Below are 26890 nucleotides of genomic sequence, written 5' to 3'. Positions count from 1 at the left end.
GGTGACCCATGGCCGATACGTTAGCTGCTAGCCTGCCGAACCCGCGACGCCTCGGCGCGGACGCCTTTTTCGCGGGCGGTATCGTGGCCATGCTCACGATCCTGTTCCTGCCGATACCGCCGATCCTGATCGATCTCGGCCTCGCATTCTCGATCGCACTGTCGGCGCTGATCCTGATGGTCGCGCTATGGATCCAGCGGCCGCTTGATTTCTCCGCCTTCCCGACCGTGCTCCTGATCGCGACGATCCTGCGGCTCGCGCTGAACGTCGCCACCACGCGTCTGATTCTTTCGCGGGGCGGAGAGGGCGAACAGGCCGCGGGCCACGTTGTCGCCGGCTTCTCGAAATTCGTCATGGGCGGCGACTTCGTCATCGGCCTGATCATCTTCGCGATCCTGGTCACGGTGAATTTCGTCGTGATCACAAAGGGTGCGACGCGAATCGCCGAGGTCGGGGCCCGCTTTACCCTGGACGCCATTCCCGGCAAGCAGATGGCGATCGATGCCGATCTGTCCGCGGGCCTGATCGACGACAAGGAAGCGCAGCGCCGGCGCCGCGAGCTCGAGGAGGAGAGCGCGTTCTTCGGCGCAATGGACGGTGCCTCGAAATTCGTCCGCGGCGACGCCATCGCCGGCCTGATCATCACGGCGATCAACATTTTCGGCGGCATCATCATCGGCGTCACCCATCACGGGCTGACCCTGTCGCGCGCCGCCGACGTCTACACCAAGCTCTCGGTCGGCGACGGTCTGGTCACGCAGATGCCGGCACTGATCGTGTCGTTGTCGGCGGGCCTTCTGGTCTCCAAGGGCGGGACAAGGGGTTCGGCGGAGCAGGCGGTGCTGCGGCAGCTCGGCGGCTATCCGCGCGCGGTGTCGGCTGCTTCCTTGATGATGTTCGTGCTGGCTCTGATGCCGGGATTGCCGATGGCGCCGTTCGTGCTCCTGGGCGGCGTCATGGCCTTCGTCGGCTACTCGCTGCCGAAACGGCAGGCGGCCGCGAAGCAGAAGGAGGATGCCCGCAAGGCGGAAGAGCGGGCGCAGAACGACGCCAAGGAATCTGTCAAGGAATCGCTCAAGACCGCCGAGATCGAGCTGTCGCTCGGCAGCCATCTGTCGGTTCACCTGCTCGGCTCGCGCAACGAGCTTGCCCACCGCGTCAGCAAGATCCGCAAGAAGTTTGCCAAGCAGTATGGCTTCGTCATCCCCGAGATCAAGCTGTCGGACAATCTGTCGATCGACCCGAAGGGCTACCAGATCCGGATCCACGATACCCGCGTCGCCCATGGCGAGCTCAGGATCGGCGAGGTGATGGTGCTGGTCGACAAGGACGGCAAGCCCGACGTGCCCGGCGACGAGGTGATCGAACCCGCGTTCGGCATGAAGGCGCTGTGGGTGACGGAAGCGTTCACCGATGAGGTCAAGCGGCAGGGCTGCAAACCGGTCGACAATCTGTCGGTGCTGCTCACGCATCTGAGTGAAGTGCTCAGGGCAAATCTCTCCCAGCTTCTGTCCTACAAGGACATGCGCGGACTGCTCGACCGGCTCGAGCCGGAATACAAGCGCCTTGTGGACGATCTCTGCCCGTCGCAGATCTCCTATTCGGGCCTGCTGGCGATCCTGAAGATCCTGCTGGGTGAGCGGGTGTCGATCCGGAATCTTCATCTGATTCTCGAAGCGATCGCCGAGATCGCGCCTCATGTGCGGCGGTCCGAGCAGGTGGCCGAGCACGTGCGGATGCGCCTGGCTCAGCAGATCTGCGGCGATCTCTCCGACAATGGCGTGCTCAACGTCCTCCGCCTCGGCAACCGCTGGGATCTCGCCTTCCACCAGAGCCTGAAGCGCGACGGCAAGGGCGACGTGGTCGAGTTCGACGCCGACCCGCGGCTGATCGAACAGTTCGCGACCGAAGCCAGTGCTGCGATCCGGAAGTTCACCGAGGACGGAACCAGCGTGGTGCTGGCGGTGACCCCGGAAGCGCGCCCCTACGTCCGCATGATCCTGGAACGGGTGTTCCCGACATTGCCGATCCTGTCGCATGTCGAGGTCGCTCGCAGCGCCGAGATCCGGGCGCTCGGAGCCATCTCGTGATCAGCGGCCTTGCCGACAATGTGCTCGCCACGTTCATCGTGTTCTGCCGCATCGGCTCCTGCCTGATGCTGGTGCCCGGCTATTCCAGCACGAACGTTCCGCCGCAGATCCGCCTGTTCGTCGCGCTCGTCACGACGTTCGCGCTGTCGCCGATTCTGGTCTCGGTCCTGAAGCCGCTCGTGGACGATGCGTCGCCGCTGACGCTCGCGCTGCTGATCGGCACCGAAATCCTGGTCGGCAGCGTCATCGGCCTCGGCGGGCGCGTGTTCTTCCTCGCGCTCCAGACCATGTCCACCGTCATGGCGAGCGCGATCGGGCTCAGCAACATCCCGGGCGTGCCGCTCGGCGACAACGATCCGACGCCGGCCTCGGTGCCGCTGATCATGGCCGCGGTCACCACGCTGTTTTTCCTGACCGACCAGCACTGGCAGGTCCTGCGCGGGTTGATGAACTCCTACGACGTCTGGCATCCCGGCGAGAAGCTGAGTGGCGAGATGGCGCTGAACCAGCTCACGAGCCGCCTCACGGACGCGTTCGTGCTGACGCTGCGGATCACCAGTCCCTTCATCGTCTATTCCGTCATCGTCAATTTTTCGGTCGGTCTCATCAACAAGCTGACGCCGTCGATTGCGGTCTATTTCGTCTCGGTGCCGTTCGTCCTGGTTGGCGGTTTGCTGCTGCTCTACCTCACCAGCGACGAGTTGCTGACGCAGTTCATGCTCGGCATGTCGTCATGGCTGGCGGGATGACGGGCCATGACCTCGCGCGCGGACAAGCTCGGTCGGATCGTCTCGCTGGTGAAGCTCCAGCTCCGGCTGTCCGAATGGCAGCTCGCGCAATTGCGGCAGCAGGAGCAGACCATGCAGGATGAGCAGGCGTGGCTGGTCGGGACTCTGAACGAGGGAAAACCGCCGGCCGGATCCTCGAGCGAGTCGATCGCGCGGCGCCTCAACAGGACGACCGTCGGCGCGCGCGCCGTGCAGGAGCGTGCTGCGATGCAGCTCGACAAGGTCCGCTCGGAGAACCGGCGGGTAAAACAGCTCGAGGAAGTCGCCAAGGTGGCGCTGGCCGAAAAGCTTCGCGACGCCGAGAAGCGCTCGCTTGAGGAAACGACGGGGACACATGCCGCCGTGCGCGATTTGACGCCGTGGCCAGCCAGCCGGAACAAGACATGATCGTGACAGCGACACCCGACCTCGTGCTCGACGTCCTCGACGCCGCCGATCCGGTGGCGCAGCGCACCGCGACCGCGAAGCTCGACGCGCTCAAAACGTCGGACGCCGATTTCGCCGCGACGATGGACGCCGAGGCCAGCAGGGCGGCCGCGGCGGCGGCCGATCAATCCGCCGCAAAGGTGACGGAAGCGCAGTCGGGGGTGGTGAACGGGCCGCCGGTCCAGGTGATCAAGAAGCCCGGCCCGGACGAGGTCTATCGCAAGTTCGAGGCGTTCATCCTGCAGACCTTCGTTGAGACGATGCTGCCGAAGGAGTCGGAGGAGGTGTTCGGCAAGGGCACCGCCGGCGGCGTCTGGAAGTCGATGCTGGCCGAGCAGCTTGGCGCCCAACTCGCGAAGGGCAAGGGGATCGGAATTGCCAAGCAGCTCGCGTCCGCACACCCGGCTGGTCCGGATGTGACGGGCAAGTCGGGCTGATGGATCTGGGACATGGGTGACGGAAGTTGAGGGGTAAATTTGCTATGCAGGTAGAACAAGGCGCGACACTTCCGGTGATGGAGCAACCGGTCGTGGACTCCACGGTGATGACGGAGGCCGCGCCGGGCGATGCTCTGTTGCCCGTGCCCCTGCCGATTGTCGGCGGCAACATTCCATCAGACGACGCTGAAGGGGCAAGGTTGGAGGCGACGCGGTCCGAGGAGGTCAGTGGCCTGCTATCCGCAATTCGCCGGCTCGAGAACATCGTCGAGGAAGAAACCGTCGCGCTCGCGACCGGACAGAAGGTCGATTTCGACGATTTCAGCATGCGCAAGAGCCGGAGCATGCTGGAATTCGTCCGCCTGATGCGGGCGCGGATGCATCTCGGCGGCGAAACCGAGATCACCGACGAGATCCAGCGGCTGCGTGAAAAGCTCGAGCGAAACCGCTCTCTCCTCGAAATGCATTACGACGCCGTGCGCGAGGTCGCGACCATCATCGTCAGGGCGATCAAGGATGCCGAGTCGGACGGCACCTACACCGGTCGCGCAGCGCGGGACGGAAAATGATCAAACTGGTGCTGGCCGGGCTCTGGGTATGCATCCTCACCGCGGGCACGAGCTATGGCGTGGCCTATTGGAAGGAAAACGGCACCCTCTTGCCCGCGAAGGACGAATATCTCGACGGGCTGCAATACCAGAAGACCCGGGCACTGAGCATACCCATGGTCGAGAGCGGCGCCGTGCAGGGCTACATCGTCGCGCGCTTCGTCTACACGGTGGAGGCGCGGACCATGCACCAGCTCGCCGTTCCGCCCGAGCCGTTCGTCGTCGACGAAGCCTTTCGCCGGATCTACGCTGACGACAAGCTCGATTTCAGGAAGCTCGCCCGCTACGACCTCTCCGTCCTCACCGCCGCGATCAAGCAGCGCGTCAACGAGCGGATGCAGGCCGACATCGTCCAGGACGTGCTGGTCGAGGACTTCAACTACGTCTCCAAGGAAGAATTCCAGCAGAAGCCCTGACGCGCCGGGCCGCGAAGCTGCACCGTCGTAACGACGTTTCTGCCGCTGAAAACAAACCGGCCTCTGCGGGGTGTCCCCGCAGAGGCCGGTGGTCGTTTGCGAGCGGCGCTGTGGCGCGTTAGTTGCCGGGCTGGTACGCCGCCGGGGCAGCATGTGCCCGGTTCAGAAGGATGCCGACCTCGTCGAGCTCCTGCATCGGCTCGTCGATGGCCTCGCTGGCAGGGATGTTGAGCCGGTATCCGACGTAGCGCCGTGCCACGATCGCGTCGAAACCGAGCCGGTCACGCAGCTTCTTGCGCAGCTTGCTGACATGGCTCTCGATCACGCTCTCGTCGAACGTGGATTCGAAGATGCCGTAGACCGCGTTGAAGATCTGCGTCTTGGTGATCCACTTGCCGTGATTGCTCACCATATACTCGAGAATGCGCAGCTCGCGGCGGGGCAGGGTGAGGGCGTGGCCCGCGATCTCGGGGTCACGTCCGTTGAAGAAGACCTGGATCCTGGTCTCGCAGGGCCTCGGCAACTCGCCCACCCGGCGGCGGGCAATCGCGGCCGTTCGGGCGAGGATCTCACGCAGGTGAATCGGCACATGAACCACGTCGTCCACGCCGGATTCAAAGAGCTCCAGCGTGTTCTTGAGCATCTTCTGGCCGCTCATGGCGATGATCGGAGCCGTGGACCGCTTACGCATCGCTCGTGGCAGGCTTCCACGGGCATCGCAGTCCCCCAGAAGGAAGGCATCGACCGCTGCCAGGTCCGATTCGTTCGCGGATTGCAGCCAGTCCCAGAATTCTCCGGAGGAGAAGCCGATCGACGATACGCCCTCGCGAACGAGTCCTCCTACGTAGCTGTTCGTGACGCTCTCGCGATCATCAACGATAATATACATCAGTCAGTCGCCCCTGTTTCGCACTTGCAGCGGCCGGGAGGTTATTGTGATGCCCCGGCTCGCAGCCATGCTGTTTGACGATATTTCCCTCCCGCGAACCGTTGTTATGGTTTCGATATTCGCGGGCAGCCCTACGCATTCAGTGCCTGCGTGAGCAGGCCTGTTACTTCGACTCGATACTGAACGCTTACTGCGTGAAGCCCGGCGGGTGTCTTACGGATCACCTTGCGGGGCGGATTGAGAAAGCGACCTGGTACAGTTGCGTCACGTTGCTCATCGCGTCCGAACACTACTGAACTCAGTCGTTCTCCTCACCAACGGGCGAGAATCACTTGGATAGGACCGTAACAATTGCCGATTTCCGATCAAGCGTGCGAAGCAAAGCGTTTGCTACGTGTGCTTGATGCTGTTGATTTGTTTCTGGTTGTTTCTTTGTATGAACAGCATCACCAGTTGATTTAGTTCTCAAACTACTTTTGCACCGCGACGGTTATAAAGTACCGCATGCCCATACAAATACAGCTATTTTGAGCGGTGCCGCAGGACCGTCGCAGGGAGGGATTTTCAACCCCGGATTGACTCTCCTGACCGCGCACCCGCCTGCGACAATTCGACTCATGTATGGCGGCGAGACTCCAGCTTGGCGAAATCTTGGCGAGTGTGTGTCTTTCGAGTCGCACTTTTGCCTCTTGCGTGACGCGTTGGACTCATTCGACGTCGCATTGTTTGTGACGAAGAGATTTTTTGATGCGCACGTTTCAGGCAAGCTTCGCCAGCTAGCTTCGTTCAACAGATCGAAAACGAACGGAGCATTTTCAAATGTTGTCCGATGGAAAAGCGCGCCCCGCCGAAACTGCGGATTTAACTGCAGCGGCGAAGCCGGCTCCGGAAGCGCGCGACACCAAGACCAATCATGCACTGCGCGCGGCCAAGCCCGCGACGGCCGCGAAGCCTGCATCGGCGTCGAGCGACGAAGTTGCGGCCAAAGAAGCGCTCGAGGGATTGAAGCGTATTCGTGCCAAGGCGCGCCTCGATAAGATGGCGATACCAAAGCCTGCGCCGATGGTGATCAAGCCGGCGGTGATCGTGGCCAAGCCGCCGCCGCCGCGTCCGACATGGGTCGCTCCGCTCGCGACATTGGCGGTTGCCGCCATCCTGGTGGTCTGCGCCTGCACCGGCGTCATCGCCTATCTGACCACGCAGCCGAGCCAGACCAATGTCGCGGCCAATGCGGAGATCAGGAATCTGCGCGATACGGTCGCGCAGCTGCGCAAGCAATTGTCCGGCGTGTCCGAGAATCTCGACGGCCTGCGCACCGCGGTCGATCAGTCGAGCAAGGCGACCAGCGATCGTTTCGGCCGGTTCGCCGAAAATCTGGATCGTATCGAGCGGGTGAGCTCGTCGTCGACCGCGAAGCTCGACAGGCTCGCCCAGGCCCAGGTCCAGCCGTCGACTCCCGTTGCTGCGCAGCCGTCGCCGGCGATGCCGATGATGGCTTCGGTCGCAGCACCGGAGACCACGGGCTCGGTGTCTCCGGCCGAACGCAGCTCGGCACCGCGCAAGACGGTCAAGGGCTGGTCGGTCCGCCAGGCTTATGAAGGCATCGCGATCCTGCAGAGTCCCAACGGTGTCGTCGAGGCCGTGCTCGGCCAGCAGGTCCCGAACCTCGGCCGGATCGAGGAGATCAGAAACGAGAACGGCCGCCTTGTGGTGGAAACCAGCGGCGGCGTCATCTATTCGCCGCGAAAGTGATCGGCCGACAATTTTATTGGCGGTGGTGCTCGAAGCTGGTGCATAGCAGGTCGATCTCGGCCTCCGCGATCGGCGCGCGAAACAGCCGGCAGGTGAATTCGACCGTCGTCTTGTTCTCGGAGCTGGTGCGATCCTCCCGGAGGAAGATGCATCGCTTGCAGACGTCGGTATGGTGCCGCTGTTCGGCGGCATCCGCCTGATCGAGCACGTGTCGCAAGGTGTCGCGAAAGCGGATATTGCTGTCGTCATCGAGGACGGCGATGGCCTCGACGAGGCCATTGACGGGATCGCGCGCCAGGAACTTCTTGCCCTGCTGCGTCACGCTCAGCATCACCGAGCGCTTGTCCTTGGCGGAGCGCTTCCGCTCCACATAGCCGAGCCGCTCGAGCTCGCCGATGATGAACGAGGCGGTGCCGCGCGTGGTGCCGACATAGCTCGCCAGCGCCGAAGGCGTCCTTGAGAACCGGTTGGCACGGAAGAGAAAGCGCAGCGCCATCCACTCGCGATCGCGCATTCCGTGCTTGGTTCCTTCGAACCACAGGATCCGCGCCACCTGTCCCAATAATTCAATCGCTTCGCGAGCCAAATTCATTTCGATGCCATATCGGATAAAGCTTGATTCAATTGAGTCGTTGGTAGCGCAATCGCTGCGGGTCAGAATGAAGCTGAAACACGTGCCGCGCTTGGAGACGCTTCTCCGTTCTGGAGATGGAACATTCGGGAGTGGAACTAGAGCGTCACAAAGAAAGTTCGAGTAAATAGTAAGGTTCAACTGATCTGAAAATTTCAGTCAAATGGCGTGGGCTCGCACCCAAATATCTGTCGTTGCGGCCACGATCGGGCCGATTGTTGCGGCGAACCGTTTCGAATTGCGCGAACCCGCACACAATCTGCAACACGTGATGATGTAGCGGGAGCCGGAGAACCCCTTCTTTCGGTTAATGGATGTTGCGACGCAATGCGGTCGCGCGGTTAAATCGGGCACACAATCGCCGAGGACTTCCAGAGTGTCGGCGGGAAACGAGCGAGCCAAGCCTTTCAGCGTCAAACCGTGATCGGCTCGCGATTTGTCGCGATGAGCCTGATGCCGGAGACCGCGCCGGTGAAGCAACATCAAGGCAGGTCCTGAGGCGCAGCGCGCTCGCAGGCTGGTGATTTGCGTTTCGCCGGCAATTATTGGCGAATGCGTCGCCTGAAGATCAGGGCTAGGCATCAGGAAGGATCAACCGATGAGCATTGAAACCACCATGACAGCTGACGTCGTCGGGTTGACGAAAGTCGCCCCGGTCTCGCGTCGCGGATTCATGAGCGCCACCGTGGCCGTTGCCGCCGGCTACACGCTTGCGGCAGGTCCCGTCCGCGCCGAGGTGATCAGGACCGACACCAGCGGCCTTCAGGCCGGCGACGCCAAGATCAAGGTCGGTGCCAAGGAGATGCCGGCCTATTTCGCCCGTCCCGCCGGCAACACCAAGGCGCCGGTGATCATCGTCGCGATGGAAATCTTTGGCCTGCACGAATACATCAAGGACGTGACGCGGCGCCTCGCCAAGCTCGGCGCGTTCGCCGTCGCGCCCGACTATTATTTCCGCAAGGGCACTGACCTCACCAAGGTCACCGACATGAAGGATCTGCTGCCGATCGTCAACGCCAAGCCGGACGCCGAACTGATGTCGGATCTCGATGCGACGGTGGCCTGGGCGGGATCGCAGGGCGGCGACACCGCGAAGCTCGGCATCATCGGCTTCTGCCGCGGTGGCCGCACGGTCTGGGAATATGCCGCCCATAGCGGCACGCTCAAGGCCGGCGTCGCCTTCTACGGTCCGCCGGTTGACGCGCCCAATCCGCTCTGGCCGAAGAGCCCGCTGCAGCTTGCGCCCGAGATGAAGGCGCCGGTGCTCGGCCTCTATGGCGGCGCCGACACCGAAATCCCCGTGGCCCAGGTCGAGCAGCTCAAGGCGGCGCTCGAGCAGAACAAGAAGACGGCCGAATTCAAGATCTATCCGGAGGCGCCGCACGGCTTCCATGCCGACTATCGCGGCAGCTACCGCAAGGACGCGGCGGAAGATGCCTGGAAGCAGGCGCAGGCCTGGTTCAAGAAGTATGGCGTGTTGAGCTAGCGCTGGGCGTTGAAAGGCGGCCGGGGCGTCGGCGTGCCGTTGTCTGGATCGAGCATGCCAACGGTCTTGCAATGCACGCGACGCGCCAGAGATGCCGAACCCCTATCGTCCGTCCCCCGCACGCCACAGCGCATCGAGGCCATGCCGATAAGTCGGATAGGTCAGCGTGACGCCGAGATCGCGCTTCAGTCTCGCATTGGAGACGCGGGCGCTGCTGGAATAGAAGCTGCGCGCCATCGCCGACATCTCGGCAGTTGCGAAGGCTTCTTCGGCCGGCGGAGCGACGCCCATCAGCTGCGCGGCGTAGGTGATCACGTCCTGGGGCGGCGTGGGCTCGTCGTCGCAGACATTCCAGATGCCGCCGCCCCGATGGTGGATTGCGGCCATGATCGCGCTCGCGATATCATCGACATGAATGCGGTTGAAGACCTGGCCGGGCTTGATGATGCGGCGCGCTGTACCGCTGCGCAGCGTCACCAGCGCGTTGCGGCCGGGGCCGTAGATGCCGGCAAGCCGCAGGATCGCGACATCGCCGTTTGCCGTCTCCGTCCAGGCCTGCTCCGCTGCGACCCGCATGCGCGCGCGATCGAGGGCGGACTGTGGCGGCGTGCTCTCGTCTACCCATCCGCCGGCGTGATCGCCGTAGACGCCGATGGTCGAGAGATAGACGACCTTGCGGCGGCCTGCCGCGAGCACGTCGCCGAGCACCATGAGTGCGGGATCTCCGGCGCTGCCCGGCGGGATCGATACGAGGACGACATCGGCCTCGCGGATACGGTCGACCGTCGCGTCAGCCGGTCGGCTGCCGGAAAAGCCATGCAGCTCGATGCCGGCGAGGTCGTCCTGCCTGGCGGGATCGCGGACCGTACCGGCGATATGCGAGAAGCTGCCACCGAACCTGCCGACGAAATGCCGGGCGCTATAGCCGAGGCCGAGGATGAAGAGCCGCATGCGTCTCCCGTGCAGGTCGGAGTTCCCGTTCGCGCCAAGCTGCGCGTCCCCGCTCATAAGAGATTTTTGGGTCCGGCAAAAGATATTGCGATTTTACTTGCCCGCCGGTCCAGACGATGGTCGAGCGGCACAGGGAGGCGTGGACCATGCAGGCGGAAGCAGCCACCATTGCGCCATCCAGCGCAGCAGAGCTGATCCGGAACGCCGCCGCGCTGATCTTCGATGTCGACGGGACGCTAGCCGAGACCGAGGAGCTGCATCGGCGGGCCTTCAACCTCGCCTTTGCCGGTCACGGTCTCGACTGGCATTGGGACCGGGCCGCCTACAAGGACCTGCTACGGGTGACCGGCGGCAAGGAACGCATCCGCGCTTTCCACACCAGGCAGTGGATTGCGTCGCCCTTGTCGGATGCTGATATCGCCGAGCTTCACCGCATCAAGACGGCGCATTTTGCCGAACTGGTCGAGACCGGCTGCTGTCCCTTGCGGCCCGGCGTGGCGGACCTGCTCACAGCGGCAAAGGCGCGCGGCCAGCGGCTTGCGATTGCGACCACGACCTCGCACGGCAACATCGATGCGCTGCTGTCGCGGGCGTTGGGGGCGCGCTGGGCCGCGGATTTTGATGCGATCGTTGCCGGCGATGACGTCAGGCACAAGAAGCCTGCGCCGGATGTCTATCTCGATATCCTGGCGCGATTGAAGCTGGCGCCGTCCGACTGCGTCGCGATCGAGGATTCCGCCAACGGGCTGATAGCGGCTTCGCGAGCCAGCATTCCCGTGCTCATCACCCGCAGCATGTACTTCCGGGACGATGATTTCAGCGCGGCGCGGGTGGTGCTGGACGATCTGTCGGAACTCGACGCCAAACAAAAAAACTGAAAAACAACCCCATGCACAGTAGAAGGCCGCCGCGGTCAGTGCACCCGGTGGCTCGCTCTATCGTCCTCAGCCTGCTCGACAATCTGCGCGATGGGGCTCGATTGGTGGTGCACCAGAAGCCAGTCGTCGCCGACGCGCCGAAAATGGTTGGCGGCGGCCAAGGCGGTGCCGTCGACGATCTCGATGCAGAGCACGCGCGCACTGTCGCCATCGACGATGGCCTGCGGCTCGGCGCAAACGATCTGCGGCCGCTCCGGGTTCTGCAGGATGTCGCGCCAGCTTCCGATCACGGTGGCATGGCCGACGATCGCAGGCCAGCCGGGATGAATGCAGGAAATGGCGTCGTCATCCGCCCACATCCGCCTCATCTCGTCAAAATCGCCCGATGAAAAGGCGGCGTAAAAGGCCGCGTTCGCGGCGATGACCTTGTTGTCCTTTGCCATGCCTCTCGGGTGGGCCAATGGCAGGCAAAAATCAAGCGCGACTTCAGTCCGACTTTGAACGCAGTGCAGCATTGCCCGCTTTGTAGTCACGCGGAGACGTGCGTCTCCACCGCGCGCCGCGCACCTTCCTTATAGAGACGGCCCAGTGCCGCGGTCACGGCCTCGCGCAGGCGCGGCTCGGTGCCGAGCGGCCCAAACACTTTTTCCACGCCGAGCAATTCGGGCGCCAGCCGTTCCGCGACGGGACCGGCCTCGCGCGCCAGGTCCGCGAGCTCGGCGGCGAGGGGATCGCGCACGTCGATGGCACGGCCCTGCTCGTCGCACGCGGTGACGTAGCGCATCCAGCCCGCGACCGCGAGCGCGTGCGTCGCGATCGGCAGGTTCTTGGCGAGGCGATCCTGCATCGCGCCGAGCAGGCGCTGCGGCAGCTTTTGCGAGCCGTCCATCGCGATCTGCCAGGTGCGGTGATGCAGCGCCGGATTGGCAAAGCGCCTGAGCAGCGAGGCGCGGTAGGCGGTGAGATCGGTGCCCGCAGGCATGGTCAGCGTCACCGCGGCCTCTTCCATCACCTGCGCGGCGAGGCGCGCAAAATGCGGATCTTGCATGGTATCCGCGATGGTCTGATAGCCGGCGAGATAGCCGAGATAAGCGAGCGCGGAATGGCTGGCGTTGAGCAGCCGTAGCTTCATCAGCTCGAACGGCTTGACGTCGCTGACGAGCTCGACGCCGGCGGCTGCGAGATCGGGCCTCCCCGCGGCAAAGCGATCCTCGACCACCCACTGCGTGAACGGCTCGGTCATCACCGGCCAGGCGTCACGCATCCCGAGTGCGGTGGCGACCGCAGCACGGTCGGCCTCCAGCGTCTCAGGCACGATGCGGTCGACCATGGTGCAGGGGAAGGTGGTGGTATCGGCGATCCACTTGCCGAGATCCTTCGAGCGCAGTGCTGCGAACTGCGCCACGATCCGCTGCACGGTGTGACCGTTGGCGGCGAGATTGTCGCAGCACAGCACGGTGAAGGGCGGAATGCCCAACGCGCGCCGGCGCGCCAGCGCGGCCACGATGAAGCCGGGCGCCGAGCGCGGCGCGTCAAAATTGTTGAGATCGTGCACGACGTCAGGATGGCGCTCGTCGAGATCGCCGGTCTGCGGCGTATGGCAATAGCCCTTCTCTGTAACGGTGAGCGAAACGATGCGAATGGCGGGATCGGCCATCCGCTCGACCAGCGCTGCCGGCTTCTCGCGCGCGACGACGCTGTCGAGCAGCGCGCCGATGACGCGGTGCTCGGTGCCTTCGGCGGCACGCACGGCGACGGTGTAGAGATGATCCTGCGGGGCGAGGGCGTCTCGCGTGTCCGGGCTGCGCAGGCTCGCGCCGACGATGCCCCACGACGTGGCGCCGATGGCCAGGCAATCGTCGATGACGACGGCCTGATGGGCGCGATGAAAGGCGCCGAGGCCGAGATGCACAATGCCGGGCGTAACGCGCGAGCGGTCATAGCCCGGGCGGCGAGTGGCTGGCGGCAGCCGGTCGAGATTGGCGCGGTCAAGCCGCATGGTCGTCTCTCCCTGTGTTTGGCCGCTGCTTGACATGGCGGCCATCCTCGGTCAATGCTCGGGTCAATTGGTCAGACCAATTTTCCAAAAATTGGCGGGCCGCCGGATGAATCGGCGGTGTCTTTAGGGAGGCCAGCGTGCCGCTGGAAGCTGTGGAGGCGAGACGGCTTTACCGCCAGGTCGCCGATCAATTGCGAAGCCTGATCGACAGCGGCGAGTACGCGGTCGGCAGCCGCTTGCCGACCGAGCGCGAGCTCGCTGAGCAGCTCAAGATTTCGCGGCCAACGGTTCGCGAAGCCATGATCGCGCTCGAGGTGGAAGGCCGCGTCCGCATCCGCGTCGGCTCTGGCATCTATGTGACCGACCCTTCGGACGCTACGGCAGCGCCGTCCGCCGTCATCGAGGGGCCTTTCGAGTTGTTGCGCGCCCGCGAATTCCTGGAAAGCGCGATTGCCGAGCAGGCCGCGCGCGTGGCGACGAAGGACGACATCGCACGCATCGACGCCGCTCTGATCGCGATGGAGAACGTCGCACATCCCGGCGAAGCCTCGATGGTCCACGACCGCGCCTTCCATATCGCGATCGCCGGATGCCTCGGCAACGCCGTGCTGGTGCGCGTGGTCGGCGAGCTGTTCGATCAGCGCCTCAACCCCTATTTTGCGCAGCTTGCGCATTATTTCGAGAATCCGGGCACGTGGCGCACGGCGCTCGACGAGCACCGGGCCGTGCGCGATGCGATTGCGGCGCGCCAGCCCAAGGCGGCCCGCGATGCGATGCGCGATCATCTCGCGCATTCGCAGGAGCGCTTTGCGCAGAATTTTGGTGCCGAGACCGCTGCAGGATCGCCGTCAATGCGCAAGCGCGCGGCGCGATCCGGGCATCAGCCGGCGAAATCGAAACGACCATCGAAGAAGCAGGCCAAAAGCGGCAGCGCGCGGCGGCGATGAGATCGGGCGGCTCGCCTCGGTTTGGGGCGGGTGAACAAGAAGCAGACTTAAGTCAGTGGAGGAAAATCAGTGTTGAAGAAAATCACGATGGTGGTGGCGACGTCGGTCGCCGCAATGCTCGCGACGACCCAGGCCGGCCTGGCGCAGACCAAGCTGAAATGGGCCCATGTCTACGAGACCTCGGAGCCGTTCCACAGCGCTTCGGTCTGGGCCGCGCAGGAGATCGGCAAGCGCACCAACGGGCGCTACCAGATCGATGTCTATCCGGCCTCGCAGCTCGGCAAGGAAGCCGACATCAACCAGGGCCTCTCGCTTGGCTCGGTCGATATCATCATCTCCGGCTCGAGCTTTGCGGCCAAGAGCTTTCCGCCGATTGGCGTGACCTATTATCCCTACACCTTCCGCGACGCCGACCATCTGCTCGCCTACACCAAGAGCGACATCTTCAAGGAGCTCGCCAAGGGCTATGAGGACAAGAGCGGCCACCACATCATCGCGGTGACCTATTACGGCGTGCGCCAGACCTCGTCGAACAAGCCGATCAAGACCTGCGCCGATCTCAAGGGCCTGAAGATGCGCGTGCCCGACGTGCCGGCCTACCTCGCGATGCCGCGCGCCTGCGGCGCCAATACCGCGCCGATCGCCTTCGCCGAAGTCTATCTCGCGCTCCAGAACGGCACCGTCGAGGCGCAGGAGAACCCGCTGACCACGATCGAGGCCAAGAAGTTCTACGAGGTGCAGAAGCACATCGTGCTGACCGGCCACATCGTCGATCACCTCAACACGGTGGTGGCCGGCGCGCTCTGGAAGAAGCTCTCGGACGAGGACAAGAAGATCTTCACCGACGTGGCGCAGGAAGCCGCCGCCAAGGCGACCGAGGAGATCAAGCAGAACGAAGCCAAGCTCGTCGCCTTCTTCAAGGAGAAGGGTCTGACCGTGACCGAGGTCGACAAGAACGAATTCCGCGACATCGTGCTGAAGAATGTCCCGTTCGAGACCTTCGGCTATCGCAAGGCCGACTGGGAACGGATCCAGGCGGTGAAGTGACCGCGACGAAGTGTGAAGACTCTCTCCCCCGTCGTCCCGGCGAAGGCCGGGACCCATACCGCGTGATCAATCGAAAGGGGTGCGGTGCTGGTATCGTGGGAGGTTCGGAACGACGAGCAGGTGCTACAACTGCGGCTTGTGGCTATGGGTCCCGGCCTTCGCCGGGACGACTACGGGGCGAGAGCGGCGCACATCGGCCGCAGCCCCTACGGCGCCAGAGACTGCGTTCTGGGGCTCGCGTAGCGAGAACTACGGTGCGCAATTGCGCACCTGAGAATCTCTAGGTTCAGGGTTCGACGCTGACGCGTCGCTCCGGAACGACGTTCAGGTTTTTAGGAGTACTCACATGTCGACCGCCGAAGTGCACCGGCAGATCACCGGGGACGAGATCGCCCACACCTTCGAGGAGGAGGCGACGCCGAAGGTCGATCTCGGCATCTACGCTTTCGAGGACTGGGTGGCGCTGGTGATCTTCTGGGTGATGGCGCTCGCCGTCTTCCTGCAGTTCTTCACCCGCTACGTCCTCAACGACAGCTATGCCTGGACCGAGGAGATCGCGACCTATTGCCTGATCGGCGTGGTCTTCATCGGCGCTTCGATGTGCGTGCGGCTGTCGCGGCACATCCAGGTGGACCTGATCTACCGCTATTTGCCGCACCTCGCGGCGCGAGCGCTGTCCACAGTGATCGACCTGATCCGGATCGCCTTCTTCGGCTACGCCGTCAAGCTGGTCTGGGTTTACATCCAGATCATCGGCGACGAGTCCATGACCACGATCAACTTTCCCAAGAACTACGTCTATTACGCTGTGCTGCTCGGCTTCGTGCTGATGTTCGTGCGCTCGTTGCAGGTCGCGCTGCAGCATCTGCGACAGGGCTATTCGATCCTCGAACGACCCGGCGCCTACGACGGTTTTGAAGGGTAACGTTATGCTTTTGTTGCTTGGAGGCTTCCTCGTCCTGATGCTGCTCGGCGTTCCCGTGGCGATTGCCATGGCCGCGTCGTCGCTGCTTTACATCCTGGTCAGCGGCGTGACGCCCGACGTCACGCTGGCGCAGCGCATGATCGCCGGCGTCGAGAGCTTTCCGCTGCTCGCCGTTCCCTTCTTCATCCTCGCCGGCAATCTCATGAACATCGCCGGCGTGACCGGCCGCATCTACAAATTCGCGGTCGCGCTAGTCGGCTGGATGCGCGGCGGGCTCGGCCACGTCAACATCATCGGCTCGGTGATCTTCTCCGGCATGTCCGGCACCGCGATCGCGGATGCCGCCGGTCTCGGCACCATCGAGATCAAGGCGATGAAGGACCACGGCTACACCACCGAATTCTCGGTCGGCGTCACCGCGGCTTCGGCGACGCTCGGGCCGATCATCCCGCCGTCGCTGCCTTTCGTGATCTACGGCATGATGGCGAACGTCTCGATCGGCGCGCTGTTCCTGGGCGGCGTCATTCCCGGCGTGGTTCTGACGCTGCTGATGATGGCGACGGTCACCTACTTCGCCTACCGGAATCAATGGGGCAGCGACACGCCATTCTCCTGGCCGCAGCTCGGCTCGGCCGGCCTCGAGATCATCGTCGTGCTCGCTTTTCCGCTCGCGATCTGGCTGATGACGCTGGCCGGCATGTCGACCAATCTGGCCGTCGTCATCGGTCTCGCCGCGCTGCTCGCGATCGACTGGTATTTCGACTTCTCGGCGGTGATGGCGCTGATGGCGCCTGTCATCCTGATCGGCGGCATGACGCTCGGCTGGTTCACGCCGACCGAAGCTGCCGTCGCCGCCGTGATCTGGTCGCTGTTCCTCGGCCTCGTCCGCTACCGCACCATGACCTTGAAGACGGTGGCGAAGGCGACCTTCGACACCATCGAGACCACGGCCTCGGTGTTATTCATCGTCACCGCCGCCTCGATCTTCGCCTGGCTGCTGACGGTGTCGCAGGCCGCTCAGCTGCTCTCGGACTGGATGCTCAGCATCACCCACAATAAATGGGCGTTTCTGGCGCTCGCCAACGTCCTCATCCTGTTCGTCGGCTGCTTCATCGACACCACGGCAGCGATCACGATCCTGGTGCCAATCCTGCTGCCGATCGTGCTCAAGCTCGGCATCGATCCGATCCATTTCGGTCTGATCATGACGCTGAACCTGATGATCGGCCTGTTGCATCCGCCGCTCGGCATGGTGCTGTTCGTGCTCGCGCGCGTGGCAAAGCTCTCGGTCGAGCGCACCACAGTTGCGATCCTGCCCTGGCTGGTGCCGCTGATGCTCGCGTTGATCGCGATCACCTACATTCCCGAATTGACCCTCTGGCTACCGAAATATATGGGACTTTCCAAATGACCTCTACTTCTCTCGCCGCAACCCTGTTCGGCCCCGAAGATCTGCGCATGATCGAGCATCCGCTCGACAAGCTCGCCGACGGCATGGTGCGCATCCGCTTCGGCGCCGGCGGCATCTGCGGTTCCGACATGCACTACTTCCGTCATGCCCGGACCGGCGACTTCGTGGTGAAGTCGCCGCTGGTGCTCGGCCACGAGATCTCGGGCCAGGTCGTGGAGATCGCGGGCTCGGCGGCGAACCTGAAGGTCGGCGACCGCGTCGCCGTCAACCCGTCGCGCTGGTGCGGCCATTGCACTGCCTGTCGCGAGGGCCGTCAAAACCTCTGCGAAAATATCTACTTCATGGGTTCGGCATCGAAGACGCCGCACATGCAGGGCGGTTTTGCCAATTACTTCGACGCGATCCCGGCGCAGTGCGTGAAGATTCCGGATCATGTGTCCTACCAGGCTGCAGCCTTGGCCGAGCCGCTGGCGGTCTGCCTGCACGCGGTTGCGCGCGCCGGCAACATCGATGGCAAGCGCGGCATCATCTTCGGTGCCGGCCCGATCGGGCTTCTGACCATGCTGGCCGCGCACCGCGCGGGCATGGCCGATATCACGGTGGCCGACATCGCGACGGCCCCGCTTGCCTTCGCGACCCGTCTCGGCGCATCGCATGTCGAGAACGTCGCAGACGGTGAAGAGGGCCTGAAGGCGCAAGCCGCCTCGCGTCCCTACGACGTCGCGTTCGAAGTCTCGGGCACGGCCGCGGGCCTTGCCAGCGCCATCGGCATCGTCAGGCGCGGCGGTGTTGTCGTGCAGATCGGCAATCTGCCGAGCGGCCAGATTCCGACGCCGTCGAATGCGGTGATGGCGAAGGAGATCGACCTGCGCGGCTCGTTCCGCTTTGGGCTCGAGTTCATGACCGCGGTGGAACTGATCGGCGCGGGCAGCGTCGATGTGCTGTCGCTGGTCACCGCCGAGCGGCCGCTGTCGACCGCGCCGGACGCATTGCGGCTGGCGCTCGACCGCTCGCAGAGCGTCAAGGTCGTGCTGATCGCGAATTGATAGGAGACGCACATGATGCTCGAGGGATGGCGCTGGTACGGGCCGGATGATCCGGTCTCGCTCGACGATGTCAGGCAGGCCGGGGCGACCGATATCGTCTCGGCGCTGCATCAGGTGCCGATCGGCGAGGCCTGGACGCGCAAGGCGGTCGAGGAGCGCAAGAATTTCATCGAGAACGGTCAGCCCGGCCGGTCGCAATTGACCTGGTCGGTCGTTGAATCGATTCCGATCCCGGACGACGTCAAGCGACTCGGGGCCAAGGCGACGCAGTCGATCGAAGCGTGGATCGCGAGCCTGGAGGCGGTGGCCGCCTCGGGCATCAAGATCATCTGCTACAATTTCATGCCTGTTGTCGATTGGTGCCGAACGGACCTCGAATGGGAGCTGCCGAACGGCGCCCGCGCCATGCGCTTCGACCAGGACCGCTTTGCGGCGTTCGAGCTGCACATTCTCAAGCGGCCCGCCGCCGTGCAGGAGTATTCGCCGGAGCAGCAGGCGCGCGCGAAGAAACTGTTCGATCAGATGAGCCAATCCGACATCGACTATCTCGTCACGGTCATTGCCAGTGCGTTGCCCGGCTCGACCACCGAGTCGATGACGATCCCGCAATTCCGCGACCGGCTGGAGACTTATCGCGACATCACGCCAACGATCCTGCGGCAGCATCTTGCCGAATTCCTTGCGCGTGTCGCGCCGGTCGCCGAGCCGCTCGGCGTCTCACTGACGCTGCATCCGGACGATCCGCCGCGCCCGCTGTTCGGACTGCCGCGGATTGCCTCGACCGCCGACGATTACCAGGCGCTGTTCGACGCCGTGCCGTCCAAGGCGAACGGCATCTGCCTGTGCACGGGCTCGCTCGGCGTGCGCGCCGAGAACAATCTGCCTGAAATCGCCGAACGCTTCGGCCCGCGCATTGCCTTTGCCCATCTGCGCGCGACCAAGCGCGAGGCTGACGGCCTGACGTTCTACGAGTCCGATCATCTCGACGGCGACGTCGACATGGTCGCCGTGCTCAAGGTGCTGTTGAAAGAGAATGCGCGGCGCTCGCCCGACAAGCAAATCGTATTCCGGCCCGACCACGGCCACCGCATGCTCGACGATCTCGCCGCTACCAAGCGCACCAATCCCGGCTATACTGCAATCGGCCGCCTCCGCGGCCTCGCGGAATTGCGTGGCGCGATCCGCGCGATCGAGCATCAATAGGAGATCCGTGGCAGTGTGTGAGCGGCGGTGAAAGATGCGACTGGCACAATGTCATAACTTCCACGACTTCCGGCGGCTGGCGCGTCACCGGCTGCCCGGCCCGATCTTCAACTATATCGACGGCGCCGCCGACGACGAGACGACCCATCGCCGCAACAGCGCCAGCTTCGAGCATTGCGATCTGCTGCCCAACGTGCTGCGCGGCGTGCAGCAGGTCGATCTCTCGGTGACGGTCATGGGCCAGACGCTCGCGCAGCCGTTCTACTGCTCGCCGACCGCCTTGCAGCGGCTGTTCCATCACGACGGCGAGCGCGCCGTCGCCGCGGCGGCTGCGAAATACGGCACCATGTTCGGCGTCTCCTCGCTGGGCACGGTTAGCCTCGAGGAATTGCGCAAGGCCTACGACACACCGCAGGTCTATCAGTTCTACTTCCACAGGGATCGCGGTCTCAACCGCGCCATGATGCAGCGCGCCAAGGAGGCCGGCGTCGAGGTGATGATGCTGACGGTCGACAGCATCACCGGAGGAAATCGCGAGCGCGATCTGCGCACCGGCTTCAGCATTCCCTTCCGCCTGACGCTTGCCGGCATGCTGCAGTTCGCGATCAAGCCGCGATGGGGCATCGAGTATCTCACCCACGAGAAATTCAGGCTGCCGCAACTGGAGGAGCACGTCGACATGAGCGGCGGCGCCATGTCGATCGGCCGCTATTTCACGGAGATGCTGGATCCCGCGATGAACTGGGACGATGTCGCGGAGATGGTGCGGACCTGGAACGGACCGTTCTGCCTGAAAGGGATTATGTCGGTGGAAGACGCGCGTCGCGCAGTTGATATCGGCTGTGCCGGGATCGTCCTGTCCAACCATGGCGGCCGCCAGCTCGACGGCTCCCGCTCAGCCTTCGATCAGCTTGCCGAAATCGTCGATGCCGTGGGTGACGGCATCGATGTGATGATGGATGGCGGCATCCAGCGCGGAACCCATATCCTGAAAGCGTTGTCGCTCGGGGCCAAGGCGGTCGGGCTTGGACGATATTATCTGTATCCGCTCGCCGCCGCCGGCCAGCCCGGTGTCGAACGGGCCCTCGGCCTGCTGCGCGCCGAGCTCGAGCGCGGCATGAAGCTGATGGGGTGCACGTCGATCGGCCAGCTGTCGCGCGCCAATCTGCGCTTCCGGCCCGGGTAGCGCGCCGCGAGAAGGCGCCGCCCTTTGCCCCGTCATTGCGAGCGCAGCGCGGCAATCCAGGCCGTCTACGCGGAAAGATTCTGGATTGCTTCGCTACGCTCGCAATGACAGCGTTGGGTAGCTGCTTGACTGTCTCTCTACTGTCGTCCTGGCGAAAGCCAGGACCCATTATCCAAGGGAGATGTTGTCTTGCGAGCTGGTAACTCCGTGTCTTAGCCAAACGGCATTCGGTGGTTATGGGTCCTGGCGTTCGCCAGGACGACAGCCGGGTTTGTGGCGCGCCGTCGCCTCAAGCCCCCGCCGCCAGCCACGCCAAAATCATCTCCACGATCTGGCTTCTGCTCTTCGCCAGCACCCTGGGCTCGCTGAGATCGCGGTCGAACAGCGCACCAAAGGTGTGGCGGTTGGCGACGCGGAAGAAGCAGTAGGAGGAAATGGCCAGATGCAGGTCGATGGCGTCGACGTCGTTGCGGAAGGCGCCTTCCGCACGGCCGCGCTTGAGAATGCCGTCCAGCGTCGCGATCACGCTGGCATTGAGCTGGCGCAGCTGCAAATTCTGCTTCAGGTGCTTGCCGTGGTGGATGTTCTCGATGCTGACGAGGCGGATGAAGTTCGGATTGCGCTCGTCGTGGTCGAACGTCGCCTCGATCAGCCGGCGCAGGCCCTCGCGCGCGTCGCAGCTTGCGATGTCGAGCTGGTCCTCCAGCGCGCGGATGCTGCGATAGGCTTCTTCCAGCACCGCGAGGTAGAGCTGCTCCTTGCCGCCGAAATAATAATAGATCATCCGCTTCGAAGTGCGGGTCCGCGCCGCGATCGCGTCGACGCGGGCGCCGGAATAGCCCTCCGAGGCGAATTCGGCCATCGCCACTTCGAGGATGTCGCGCTTGGTGCGCTCGGGGTCGTTGGTGCGCTTCGATGGGGGTGGCATGCGCTCGAGCATCACTGTTTCTCCCGCCCGTTTCTATGGATCACCTTGAAGGTGAAGGCAAATTTCGCCCAATCCGACGTCTTTCGGCGTCCTCTTGCATAAACGTACTAGTTCGTACATTATGAATTGAAACCAAGGTTGCGGCAATCAAAAGCAAAAAACTCGCGCACGGCCGGACGGGCATGACGCGAGCCGCGACCGACATCGCACACGGGGAGGAATTTTGATGAGCTCGACCTCAATCGCATCACTGCACGCGCCGTCGAGCGCGGAAATCTCGCAAGGCAAGCTGCCGAAGCGCGCCGCGCTCGTCAGCTTCGTCGGCAGCATGCTCGAATACTACGACTTCTTCATCTACGGCACCGCGGCGGCGCTGATCTTTCCAAAAGTGTTCTTCGCCAATGTCGATCCTGCGACCGGGACGCTGCTCGCGCTACTGTCGTTCGGCATCGGCTATATCGCCCGGCCCGTCGGCGCCGTCATCCTCGGCCATTTCGGCGATCGCATCGGCCGCAAGACGGTGCTGCTGTTTACGCTGGTGGTGATGGGCGCTTCGACGCTGGCGATCGGCCTGTTGCCGGATGCCAAGACCATCGGCAGCGCCGCGCCCATCATCCTGACGCTGCTGCGCCTGTTGCAGGGCCTGTCGGCCGCCGGCGAGCAGAGCGGGGCGAACTCGCTGACGCTGGAGCATTCCGCCAATTCCAACCGCGCCTTCTTCACGAGCTGGACCCTGAGCGGCACCCAGGCCGGCGCGATCCTGGCGACGCTGGTGTTCATTCCTGTCGCCAGCATGCCGGAAGACCAACTGCTGAGCTGGGGCTGGCGCATCCCGTTCCTGCTTTCCGCGCTGGTGCTGCTGGTCGCCTATCTGGTCCGCCGGACCATGCCGGAAACGCCCGTGTTCGAAGACATCAAGGACAAGGCACAAGTTGCGCGCTTCCCCGTCGTCGCGCTGCTGCGCGATTACTGGTCCGACGTGCTGCGCGTGATCGTCTGCGCGCTGATCGCGACCGTCAGCACCATGACCGCGGTGTTTGCGCTCGGCTATGCCACCAGCAAGTTCGGCGTCGCGCGTCCGACCATGCTGTGGGCCGGCGTGCTCGGCAATGTGGTGGCGCTGTTCGCGCAGCCGCTCTGGGCCCTGCTCGCCGACAGGATCGGTCGCAAGCCGGTGTTCATCGGCGGCGTACTCGGCTGCGCCGTGCTGCTGTTCCCCTATTTCATGCTGGTGACGTCTGGCAGCACGCCGGCGATCTTCGCCGCGGCGATTGGCCTGTACATCATCTACTCCGCGCCGAACGCGATCTGGCCGTCGTTCTATGCGGAGATGTTCGAGGCGCGCGTGCGCTATTCCGGCACCGCGATCGGCACCCAGCTCGGCTTCCTTGCCGCCGGCTTCACGCCGCTGGTGAGCGCGAGCCTCGTCGGCGAAGGACCGAACGGCTGGGTCCCGGTTGCGATCTTCGTCGCCGGCTGTTGCGTCGCCTCGGGTGTGGCCGCATCGACCGCGCGCGAAACCCACAAGGTCGACATTGCCGATCTCGGCAAGCGGCGCGCGTGAATGAAAGACAGGGACAGAATCGCATGCTGACCAACGCTGTTCCGACCGAGCACGGCTCCGTCATTGGGGCCGAGCAGAAAGGCGTCCGCGCCTTCAAGGGCGTGCCGTTCGCGACCGCGCGTCGCTTTGCCAAAACGACGCCGCCGCTTGCGTGGACGGAGCCGCGCCAATGCATGGACTACGGTGCCTACGCGCCGCAGCCCGGGCATCTCGATCAGGCAGAAGAATCCTGTCTCAGCCTGAATATCTGGACGCCGGCCGTGGCCGAGCGCCCGCTGCCGGTGCTGTTCTTCATCCATGGCGGCGCCTTCGTCACCGGCGGTGGCGCCGACTATGACGGCGCATTCCTCGCCGCGCACGGCCCGGCCGTCATCGTCAACATCAACTATCGGCTCGGCCCGCTCGGCTTCCTGCAACTGCATCGTCACGGATTGGGTGAGGCCAACAATCTCGCGATCTGCGATGCGCTCGCCGCGCTGGATTGGGTCCACGCCAATATCGCCAATTTCGGCGGCGATCCGAACCAGGTGACGCTGTCGGGCCAGTCGGCCGGCGCGTCCATGGTGATTGCGCTCGCAACCCTATCGCAGGCCAAGGGCAAGTTCGCCCGCGCGCTGGCGCTGAGCGCGCCGGGCCGCAATATCATGAGCGCCGACCATGCCGACCAGGTCGCGCGCCGCGTGCTGGCCGAGCTCGAACTCGAGCACGATCCCGGCGCAATCGCATCCGTGCCGCTGCCAAAGCTGTTTGCGGCCGTCGAGCGTGTCGGCCGCAGGATCGCTGATGAAACTACCGCAGGCACCGTGTTCGGCCCGGTGCTCGACGGCACCGTGATCTCGCGCGAGCCGCGCGATGTCTTCGCCGAGGGAGGCTTGCGCGACATTCCGCTCTGGCTCGGCTCCTGCCGCGACGAGATGGCGATGTTTCTGAAGAGCACGCCGCCGGCCGCGATGATCCGCACCACCGAGCGGAATGTACGCGCCGCCCTTGGCGATGCCGGCTGGGAGCGTCTGCTCGGCTACTACCGCGGCTCGGCGCGCGTCGACGAGGATCCGTACGAGGCGCTGCTGTCGGACGCGTTCTGGCATCGCCCGATGGCCGATCTCGCGCGAAGCCACGCAGCCGCGGGCGGCGCGGTGTGGCTGAGCCGATTCGACCATCGCCCGGCGCTGGAACCGTTCCTGTCGCAAGGACCGACGCACGGCGCCGACAATGCCTGCCTCTGGGCGCATCTGCCCGACTTCATCGACCGTCCGATCCTGAAGCGCAAGGGCGGGCTGATGACGCCAGCCGACATCGACGTCGCGGCGCGGTTTCAAACAGGCCTGCTGCGCTTCGTGACATCAGGCCAGCCTGATGTCGCGGAAGCCTGGCCGCGGTTCGAGCCGGCTAAGCAGCCACTCGCAATCTTCGGGCAGCCGTTTCATATTGTGCCTCTCAACGAAGGCGTGCGCTTCCGCCTGTGGACGGAGCTGAGCGCGAGCTCCAACGATAAAAAGAACATGACGGAGGCTCTATCCGGCGAAGACTGACGGCGAGGCGAAGGCCATGGGCCTGCTTGCGGCGCGCGAGGGGCTGGTCGAGATCGGCACGCGCAACTGGGCCGAGGCTTTCAACAAATTCCGCACCACGCGCAACTGGACCGAGTTCGACCGCGCGCTGTCCGAACGCATGATGGACACACTCGTGGCCTTCGCCCGCGCCGGCAATCCCGCCACGCCGGCCACACCATGGCCGCAATGGAAGCAGGACGCGCAGACCTGTGTCGAGTTCGGCGATGTGTCAGGCGTACGCGAGGAGAACCGAGCGCGGCTCGATTTCCACACGCCGGCCAACGTGACGCCTTCGACGCCCCGGATCTCGCGCGACTAGCGCGGGCTCACGGAGGCCGAGCCAGACGCCGCTCTGTTCTGAGCGCGTTGCGATCCGTCAGGCCACCGGATCCTTGGAGCGGCTTCGGCTATTCGGCGCCAGCGGTGGCGCGCGTCGCAGCGGAGCGTCCTGTCGTGGTGCCGCGTCGCTGCCCGCGGCGTGCTCGACCGGCGCGGAGCCGCTGTCGCGATAGGCGACGATCCAGATCAGAAAGCCCAGGACCGCCAGCCCGGCGCCGACGGGACCAGTGGAGGTCCAGCCGAGCCCTTGGCGAATGGCGAGGCCGCCGAGGAATGGGCCGAGCGCATTGGCGGTGTTGAACGCAGAATGGTTGAGCGCGGCCGCGAGCGCCTGTGCGTCTCCCGCGACGTCCATCAGCCGCGTCTGCAGGATAGCCCCGAGTGCGACGCTGGCGCCGATCGCGAAGATGTCGATCGCAAGCAGCCAGGGATTGCCGGCCGCGAGCGGAAACGCCAGCAGAGCGACGGCTGCAAACAGCAGGATGATGCCCGCCGTCGGCATCAGCGCGCGATCGGCGAAGCGCGGCACGAACAGATTGCCGAGCGTGGCGCCGATGCCGAATATCGCCAGGAAGAACGGAATGACCTCGGTGCCGACCTTGGTGACCTCGATCAAGGTCGTCGCCAGATAAGTGTAGACGGCAAACATGCCGCCGAAGCCGATGGCGCCGATCGCGAGCGTGATCCAGACCCGGCCGCTTCGGAGCGCGCCGAGCTCGCGCAACAGATCCGACCGGCCGGCCTGGTCGCGCGGCGCGAACAGCGCGCACAGCAGCATCGTGAGCAGCGCCAGCACCGACACGAGGCCGAAACTCGCGCGCCAGCCGACCGCCTGGCCAATCAGATTGGCCAGTGGCACGCCGATGATGGTGGCGACGGTCAGGCCCAGCATCACCTGGCCGATCGCCTGCGAGCGGCGATGTTGGGGAACGAGCGAGGCGGCAACCAGCGCGGCGATGCCGAAATAGGCGCCGTGAGGCAGGCCGGAGAGAAAGCGGGCCGCGACCATCGCGCCGAAGCCGGGTGCGAGCGCGGTGAGGGCGTTGCCGAGTGCGAACACGGCCATCAGCACCAGCAGCTGCGTGCGCCGCGCGAACCGCGCGCCGAGCACGGCAATCAGCGGCGCACCCAGCACCACGCCGAGGGCGTAGGCGCTGATCGCGTGTCCGGCGGTCGGCTCGTCGATGTGAAGGTCAGCCGCGAAGAACGGCAGCAGGCTCATCGATGCGAATTCGGTGGTCCCGATCGCAAAGCCGCCCATCGCGAGCGAGAACAGGACGATGGCGAGATGAGGGGGCGCGGAAGCCGAGTTCGATGTCGTGCTTGGCGAGGTCGCGTGAGGCGAGGTCGTCATGTGTCCTGCATTGGTGGCGTCGAGGGGAACCAGCCC

Annotated in this window: 26 protein-coding genes; 19 read left to right on the top strand and 7 right to left on the bottom strand. The window is 64.4% G+C overall.

Going from position 1 to position 26890, the window contains the following annotated elements:
* Positions 1-8: 8 nt before the first annotated feature.
* Genes flhA through YUA_RS0141700 form a run of 6 tightly spaced genes read left to right on the top strand, consistent with a single transcriptional unit; the run spans position 9 to position 4765 of the window.
* A complete protein-coding gene (flhA, locus tag YUA_RS0141725; protein ID WP_027535954.1) occupies positions 9-2090 on the top strand; it encodes a flagellar biosynthesis protein FlhA in 2082 nt (693 codons plus the stop codon).
* The gene (gene fliR, locus YUA_RS0141720; RefSeq protein WP_027535953.1) at positions 2087-2839 is read left to right on the top strand and encodes a flagellar biosynthesis protein FliR; all 753 of its coding nucleotides are present in this window, start codon (positions 2087-2089) and stop codon (positions 2837-2839) included. Before flhA ends, fliR begins: the two co-directional genes overlap by 4 nt.
* 6 nt (positions 2840-2845) lie before the next feature.
* Positions 2846-3265: a hypothetical protein gene (locus tag YUA_RS0141715; protein WP_027535952.1), complete on the top strand. Its 420-nt coding sequence runs from the start codon at positions 2846-2848 to the stop codon at positions 3263-3265.
* Positions 3262-3741: a rod-binding protein gene (locus YUA_RS0141710; protein ID WP_027535951.1), complete on the top strand. Its 480-nt coding sequence runs from the start codon at positions 3262-3264 to the stop codon at positions 3739-3741. Before YUA_RS0141715 ends, YUA_RS0141710 begins: the two co-directional genes overlap by 4 nt.
* Before the next feature lie 44 nt (positions 3742-3785).
* Positions 3786-4310, top strand: coding sequence for a hypothetical protein (locus tag YUA_RS0141705; protein WP_027535950.1), 525 nt, complete (start codon positions 3786-3788; stop codon positions 4308-4310).
* Complete coding sequence (locus tag YUA_RS0141700) at positions 4307-4765, top strand: hypothetical protein (RefSeq protein WP_027535949.1); 459 nt, start codon at positions 4307-4309, stop codon at positions 4763-4765. Before YUA_RS0141705 ends, YUA_RS0141700 begins: the two co-directional genes overlap by 4 nt.
* 118 nt (positions 4766-4883) lie before the next feature.
* Here YUA_RS0141700 and YUA_RS0141695 read toward each other — a convergent pair whose 3' ends face one another.
* A complete protein-coding gene (locus YUA_RS0141695) occupies positions 4884-5654 on the bottom strand; it encodes a response regulator transcription factor (protein ID WP_027535948.1) in 771 nt (256 codons plus the stop codon).
* A gap of 819 nt (positions 5655-6473) precedes the next feature.
* Here YUA_RS0141695 and YUA_RS0141690 point away from each other — a divergent pair.
* Positions 6474-7406 carry a hypothetical protein gene (locus tag YUA_RS0141690; RefSeq protein WP_027535947.1) on the top strand — a complete coding sequence of 311 codons (933 nt, stop codon included), beginning with the start codon at positions 6474-6476 and terminating at the stop codon, positions 7404-7406.
* Positions 7407-7419: 13 nt separating this feature from the next.
* On the opposite strand, the gene YUA_RS0141685 is transcribed toward YUA_RS0141690, so the two are convergent.
* On the bottom strand, positions 7420-7998 hold the full coding sequence (locus YUA_RS0141685) for a MarR family winged helix-turn-helix transcriptional regulator (RefSeq protein WP_027535946.1): 579 nt from the start codon (positions 7996-7998) through the stop codon (positions 7420-7422).
* Between the two features lie 637 nt (positions 7999-8635).
* On the opposite strand from YUA_RS0141685, the gene YUA_RS0141680 reads away from it, so the two are divergent.
* A complete protein-coding gene (locus YUA_RS0141680) occupies positions 8636-9523 on the top strand; it encodes a dienelactone hydrolase family protein (protein WP_027535945.1) in 888 nt (295 codons plus the stop codon).
* A gap of 102 nt (positions 9524-9625) precedes the next feature.
* Here YUA_RS0141680 and YUA_RS0141675 read toward each other — a convergent pair whose 3' ends face one another.
* Positions 9626-10474: an SDR family oxidoreductase gene (locus YUA_RS0141675; RefSeq protein WP_027535944.1), complete on the bottom strand. Its 849-nt coding sequence runs from the start codon at positions 10472-10474 to the stop codon at positions 9626-9628.
* 146 nt (positions 10475-10620) lie between these two features.
* Between YUA_RS0141675 and YUA_RS0141670 the strand changes: the two genes are divergently transcribed.
* On the top strand, positions 10621-11352 hold the full coding sequence (locus YUA_RS0141670) for an HAD family hydrolase (protein ID WP_027535943.1): 732 nt from the start codon (positions 10621-10623) through the stop codon (positions 11350-11352).
* Between the two features lie 35 nt (positions 11353-11387).
* Here YUA_RS0141670 and YUA_RS0141665 read toward each other — a convergent pair whose 3' ends face one another.
* Entirely contained in the window at positions 11388-11795 is a 408-nt protein-coding gene (locus tag YUA_RS0141665; RefSeq protein WP_027535942.1) for a nuclear transport factor 2 family protein, read from the bottom strand.
* An 86-nt stretch (positions 11796-11881) separates the two neighbouring features.
* On the bottom strand, positions 11882-13351 hold the full coding sequence (locus tag YUA_RS0141660) for a mannitol dehydrogenase family protein (protein WP_027535941.1): 1470 nt from the start codon (positions 13349-13351) through the stop codon (positions 11882-11884).
* 137 nt (positions 13352-13488) lie between these two features.
* Here YUA_RS0141660 and YUA_RS0141655 point away from each other — a divergent pair, with 137 nt between their 5' ends.
* From YUA_RS0141655 to YUA_RS0141625, 7 genes are all read left to right on the top strand, one after another.
* Positions 13489-14298, top strand: a complete 810-nt coding sequence (locus YUA_RS0141655; protein ID WP_027535940.1) for a FadR/GntR family transcriptional regulator — start codon at positions 13489-13491, stop codon at positions 14296-14298.
* 87 nt (positions 14299-14385) lie between these two features.
* Positions 14386-15345 (top strand): sialic acid TRAP transporter substrate-binding protein SiaP, encoded by a 960-nt coding sequence (locus tag YUA_RS0141650; RefSeq protein ID WP_027535939.1) that lies wholly within the window; start codon positions 14386-14388, stop codon positions 15343-15345.
* Positions 15346-15691: 346 nt separating this feature from the next.
* A complete protein-coding gene (locus YUA_RS0141645; protein WP_027535938.1) occupies positions 15692-16270 on the top strand; it encodes a TRAP transporter small permease in 579 nt (192 codons plus the stop codon).
* A 4-nt stretch (positions 16271-16274) separates the two neighbouring features.
* Positions 16275-17681, top strand: coding sequence for a TRAP transporter large permease (locus YUA_RS0141640; RefSeq protein WP_027535937.1), 1407 nt, complete (start codon positions 16275-16277; stop codon positions 17679-17681).
* Positions 17678-18727: an L-idonate 5-dehydrogenase gene (locus YUA_RS0141635; protein ID WP_027535936.1), complete on the top strand. Its 1050-nt coding sequence runs from the start codon at positions 17678-17680 to the stop codon at positions 18725-18727. The genes YUA_RS0141640 and YUA_RS0141635 overlap by 4 nt, the downstream gene beginning before the upstream one ends.
* A gap of 12 nt (positions 18728-18739) precedes the next feature.
* The gene (uxuA, locus tag YUA_RS0141630) at positions 18740-19930 is read left to right on the top strand and encodes a mannonate dehydratase (protein WP_084293230.1); all 1191 of its coding nucleotides are present in this window, start codon (positions 18740-18742) and stop codon (positions 19928-19930) included.
* Positions 19931-19964: 34 nt separating this feature from the next.
* Positions 19965-21116, top strand: coding sequence for an alpha-hydroxy acid oxidase (locus tag YUA_RS0141625; protein ID WP_027535934.1), 1152 nt, complete (start codon positions 19965-19967; stop codon positions 21114-21116).
* A gap of 289 nt (positions 21117-21405) precedes the next feature.
* On the opposite strand, the gene YUA_RS0141620 is transcribed toward YUA_RS0141625, so the two are convergent.
* Positions 21406-22056, bottom strand: a complete 651-nt coding sequence (locus YUA_RS0141620; protein WP_027535933.1) for a TetR/AcrR family transcriptional regulator — start codon at positions 22054-22056, stop codon at positions 21406-21408.
* A 214-nt stretch (positions 22057-22270) separates the two neighbouring features.
* On the opposite strand from YUA_RS0141620, the gene YUA_RS0141615 reads away from it, so the two are divergent.
* From YUA_RS0141615 to YUA_RS0141605, 3 genes are read left to right on the top strand one after another with little or no spacing between them, the layout of a single operon-like run.
* Complete coding sequence (locus YUA_RS0141615) at positions 22271-23608, top strand: MFS transporter (RefSeq protein ID WP_084293229.1); 1338 nt, start codon at positions 22271-22273, stop codon at positions 23606-23608.
* 23 nt (positions 23609-23631) lie between these two features.
* Positions 23632-25140 (top strand): carboxylesterase/lipase family protein, encoded by a 1509-nt coding sequence (locus YUA_RS0141610; protein ID WP_027535931.1) that lies wholly within the window; start codon positions 23632-23634, stop codon positions 25138-25140.
* Between the two features lie 16 nt (positions 25141-25156).
* A complete protein-coding gene (locus YUA_RS0141605; RefSeq protein WP_027535930.1) occupies positions 25157-25480 on the top strand; it encodes a carboxylesterase family protein in 324 nt (107 codons plus the stop codon).
* 57 nt (positions 25481-25537) lie between these two features.
* On the opposite strand, the gene YUA_RS0141600 is transcribed toward YUA_RS0141605, so the two are convergent.
* Positions 25538-26854 (bottom strand): MFS transporter, encoded by a 1317-nt coding sequence (locus YUA_RS0141600; RefSeq protein WP_035973127.1) that lies wholly within the window; start codon positions 26852-26854, stop codon positions 25538-25540.
* Between the last annotated feature and the right edge of the window lie 36 nt (positions 26855-26890).

Source organism: Bradyrhizobium sp. WSM3983, assembly GCF_000473045.1.
Taxonomy (GTDB): Bacteria; Pseudomonadota; Alphaproteobacteria; order Rhizobiales; family Xanthobacteraceae; genus Bradyrhizobium.
Note: the sequence above shows the minus strand (reverse complement) of the source record. Positions and strands in the feature narration are given on the sequence as shown.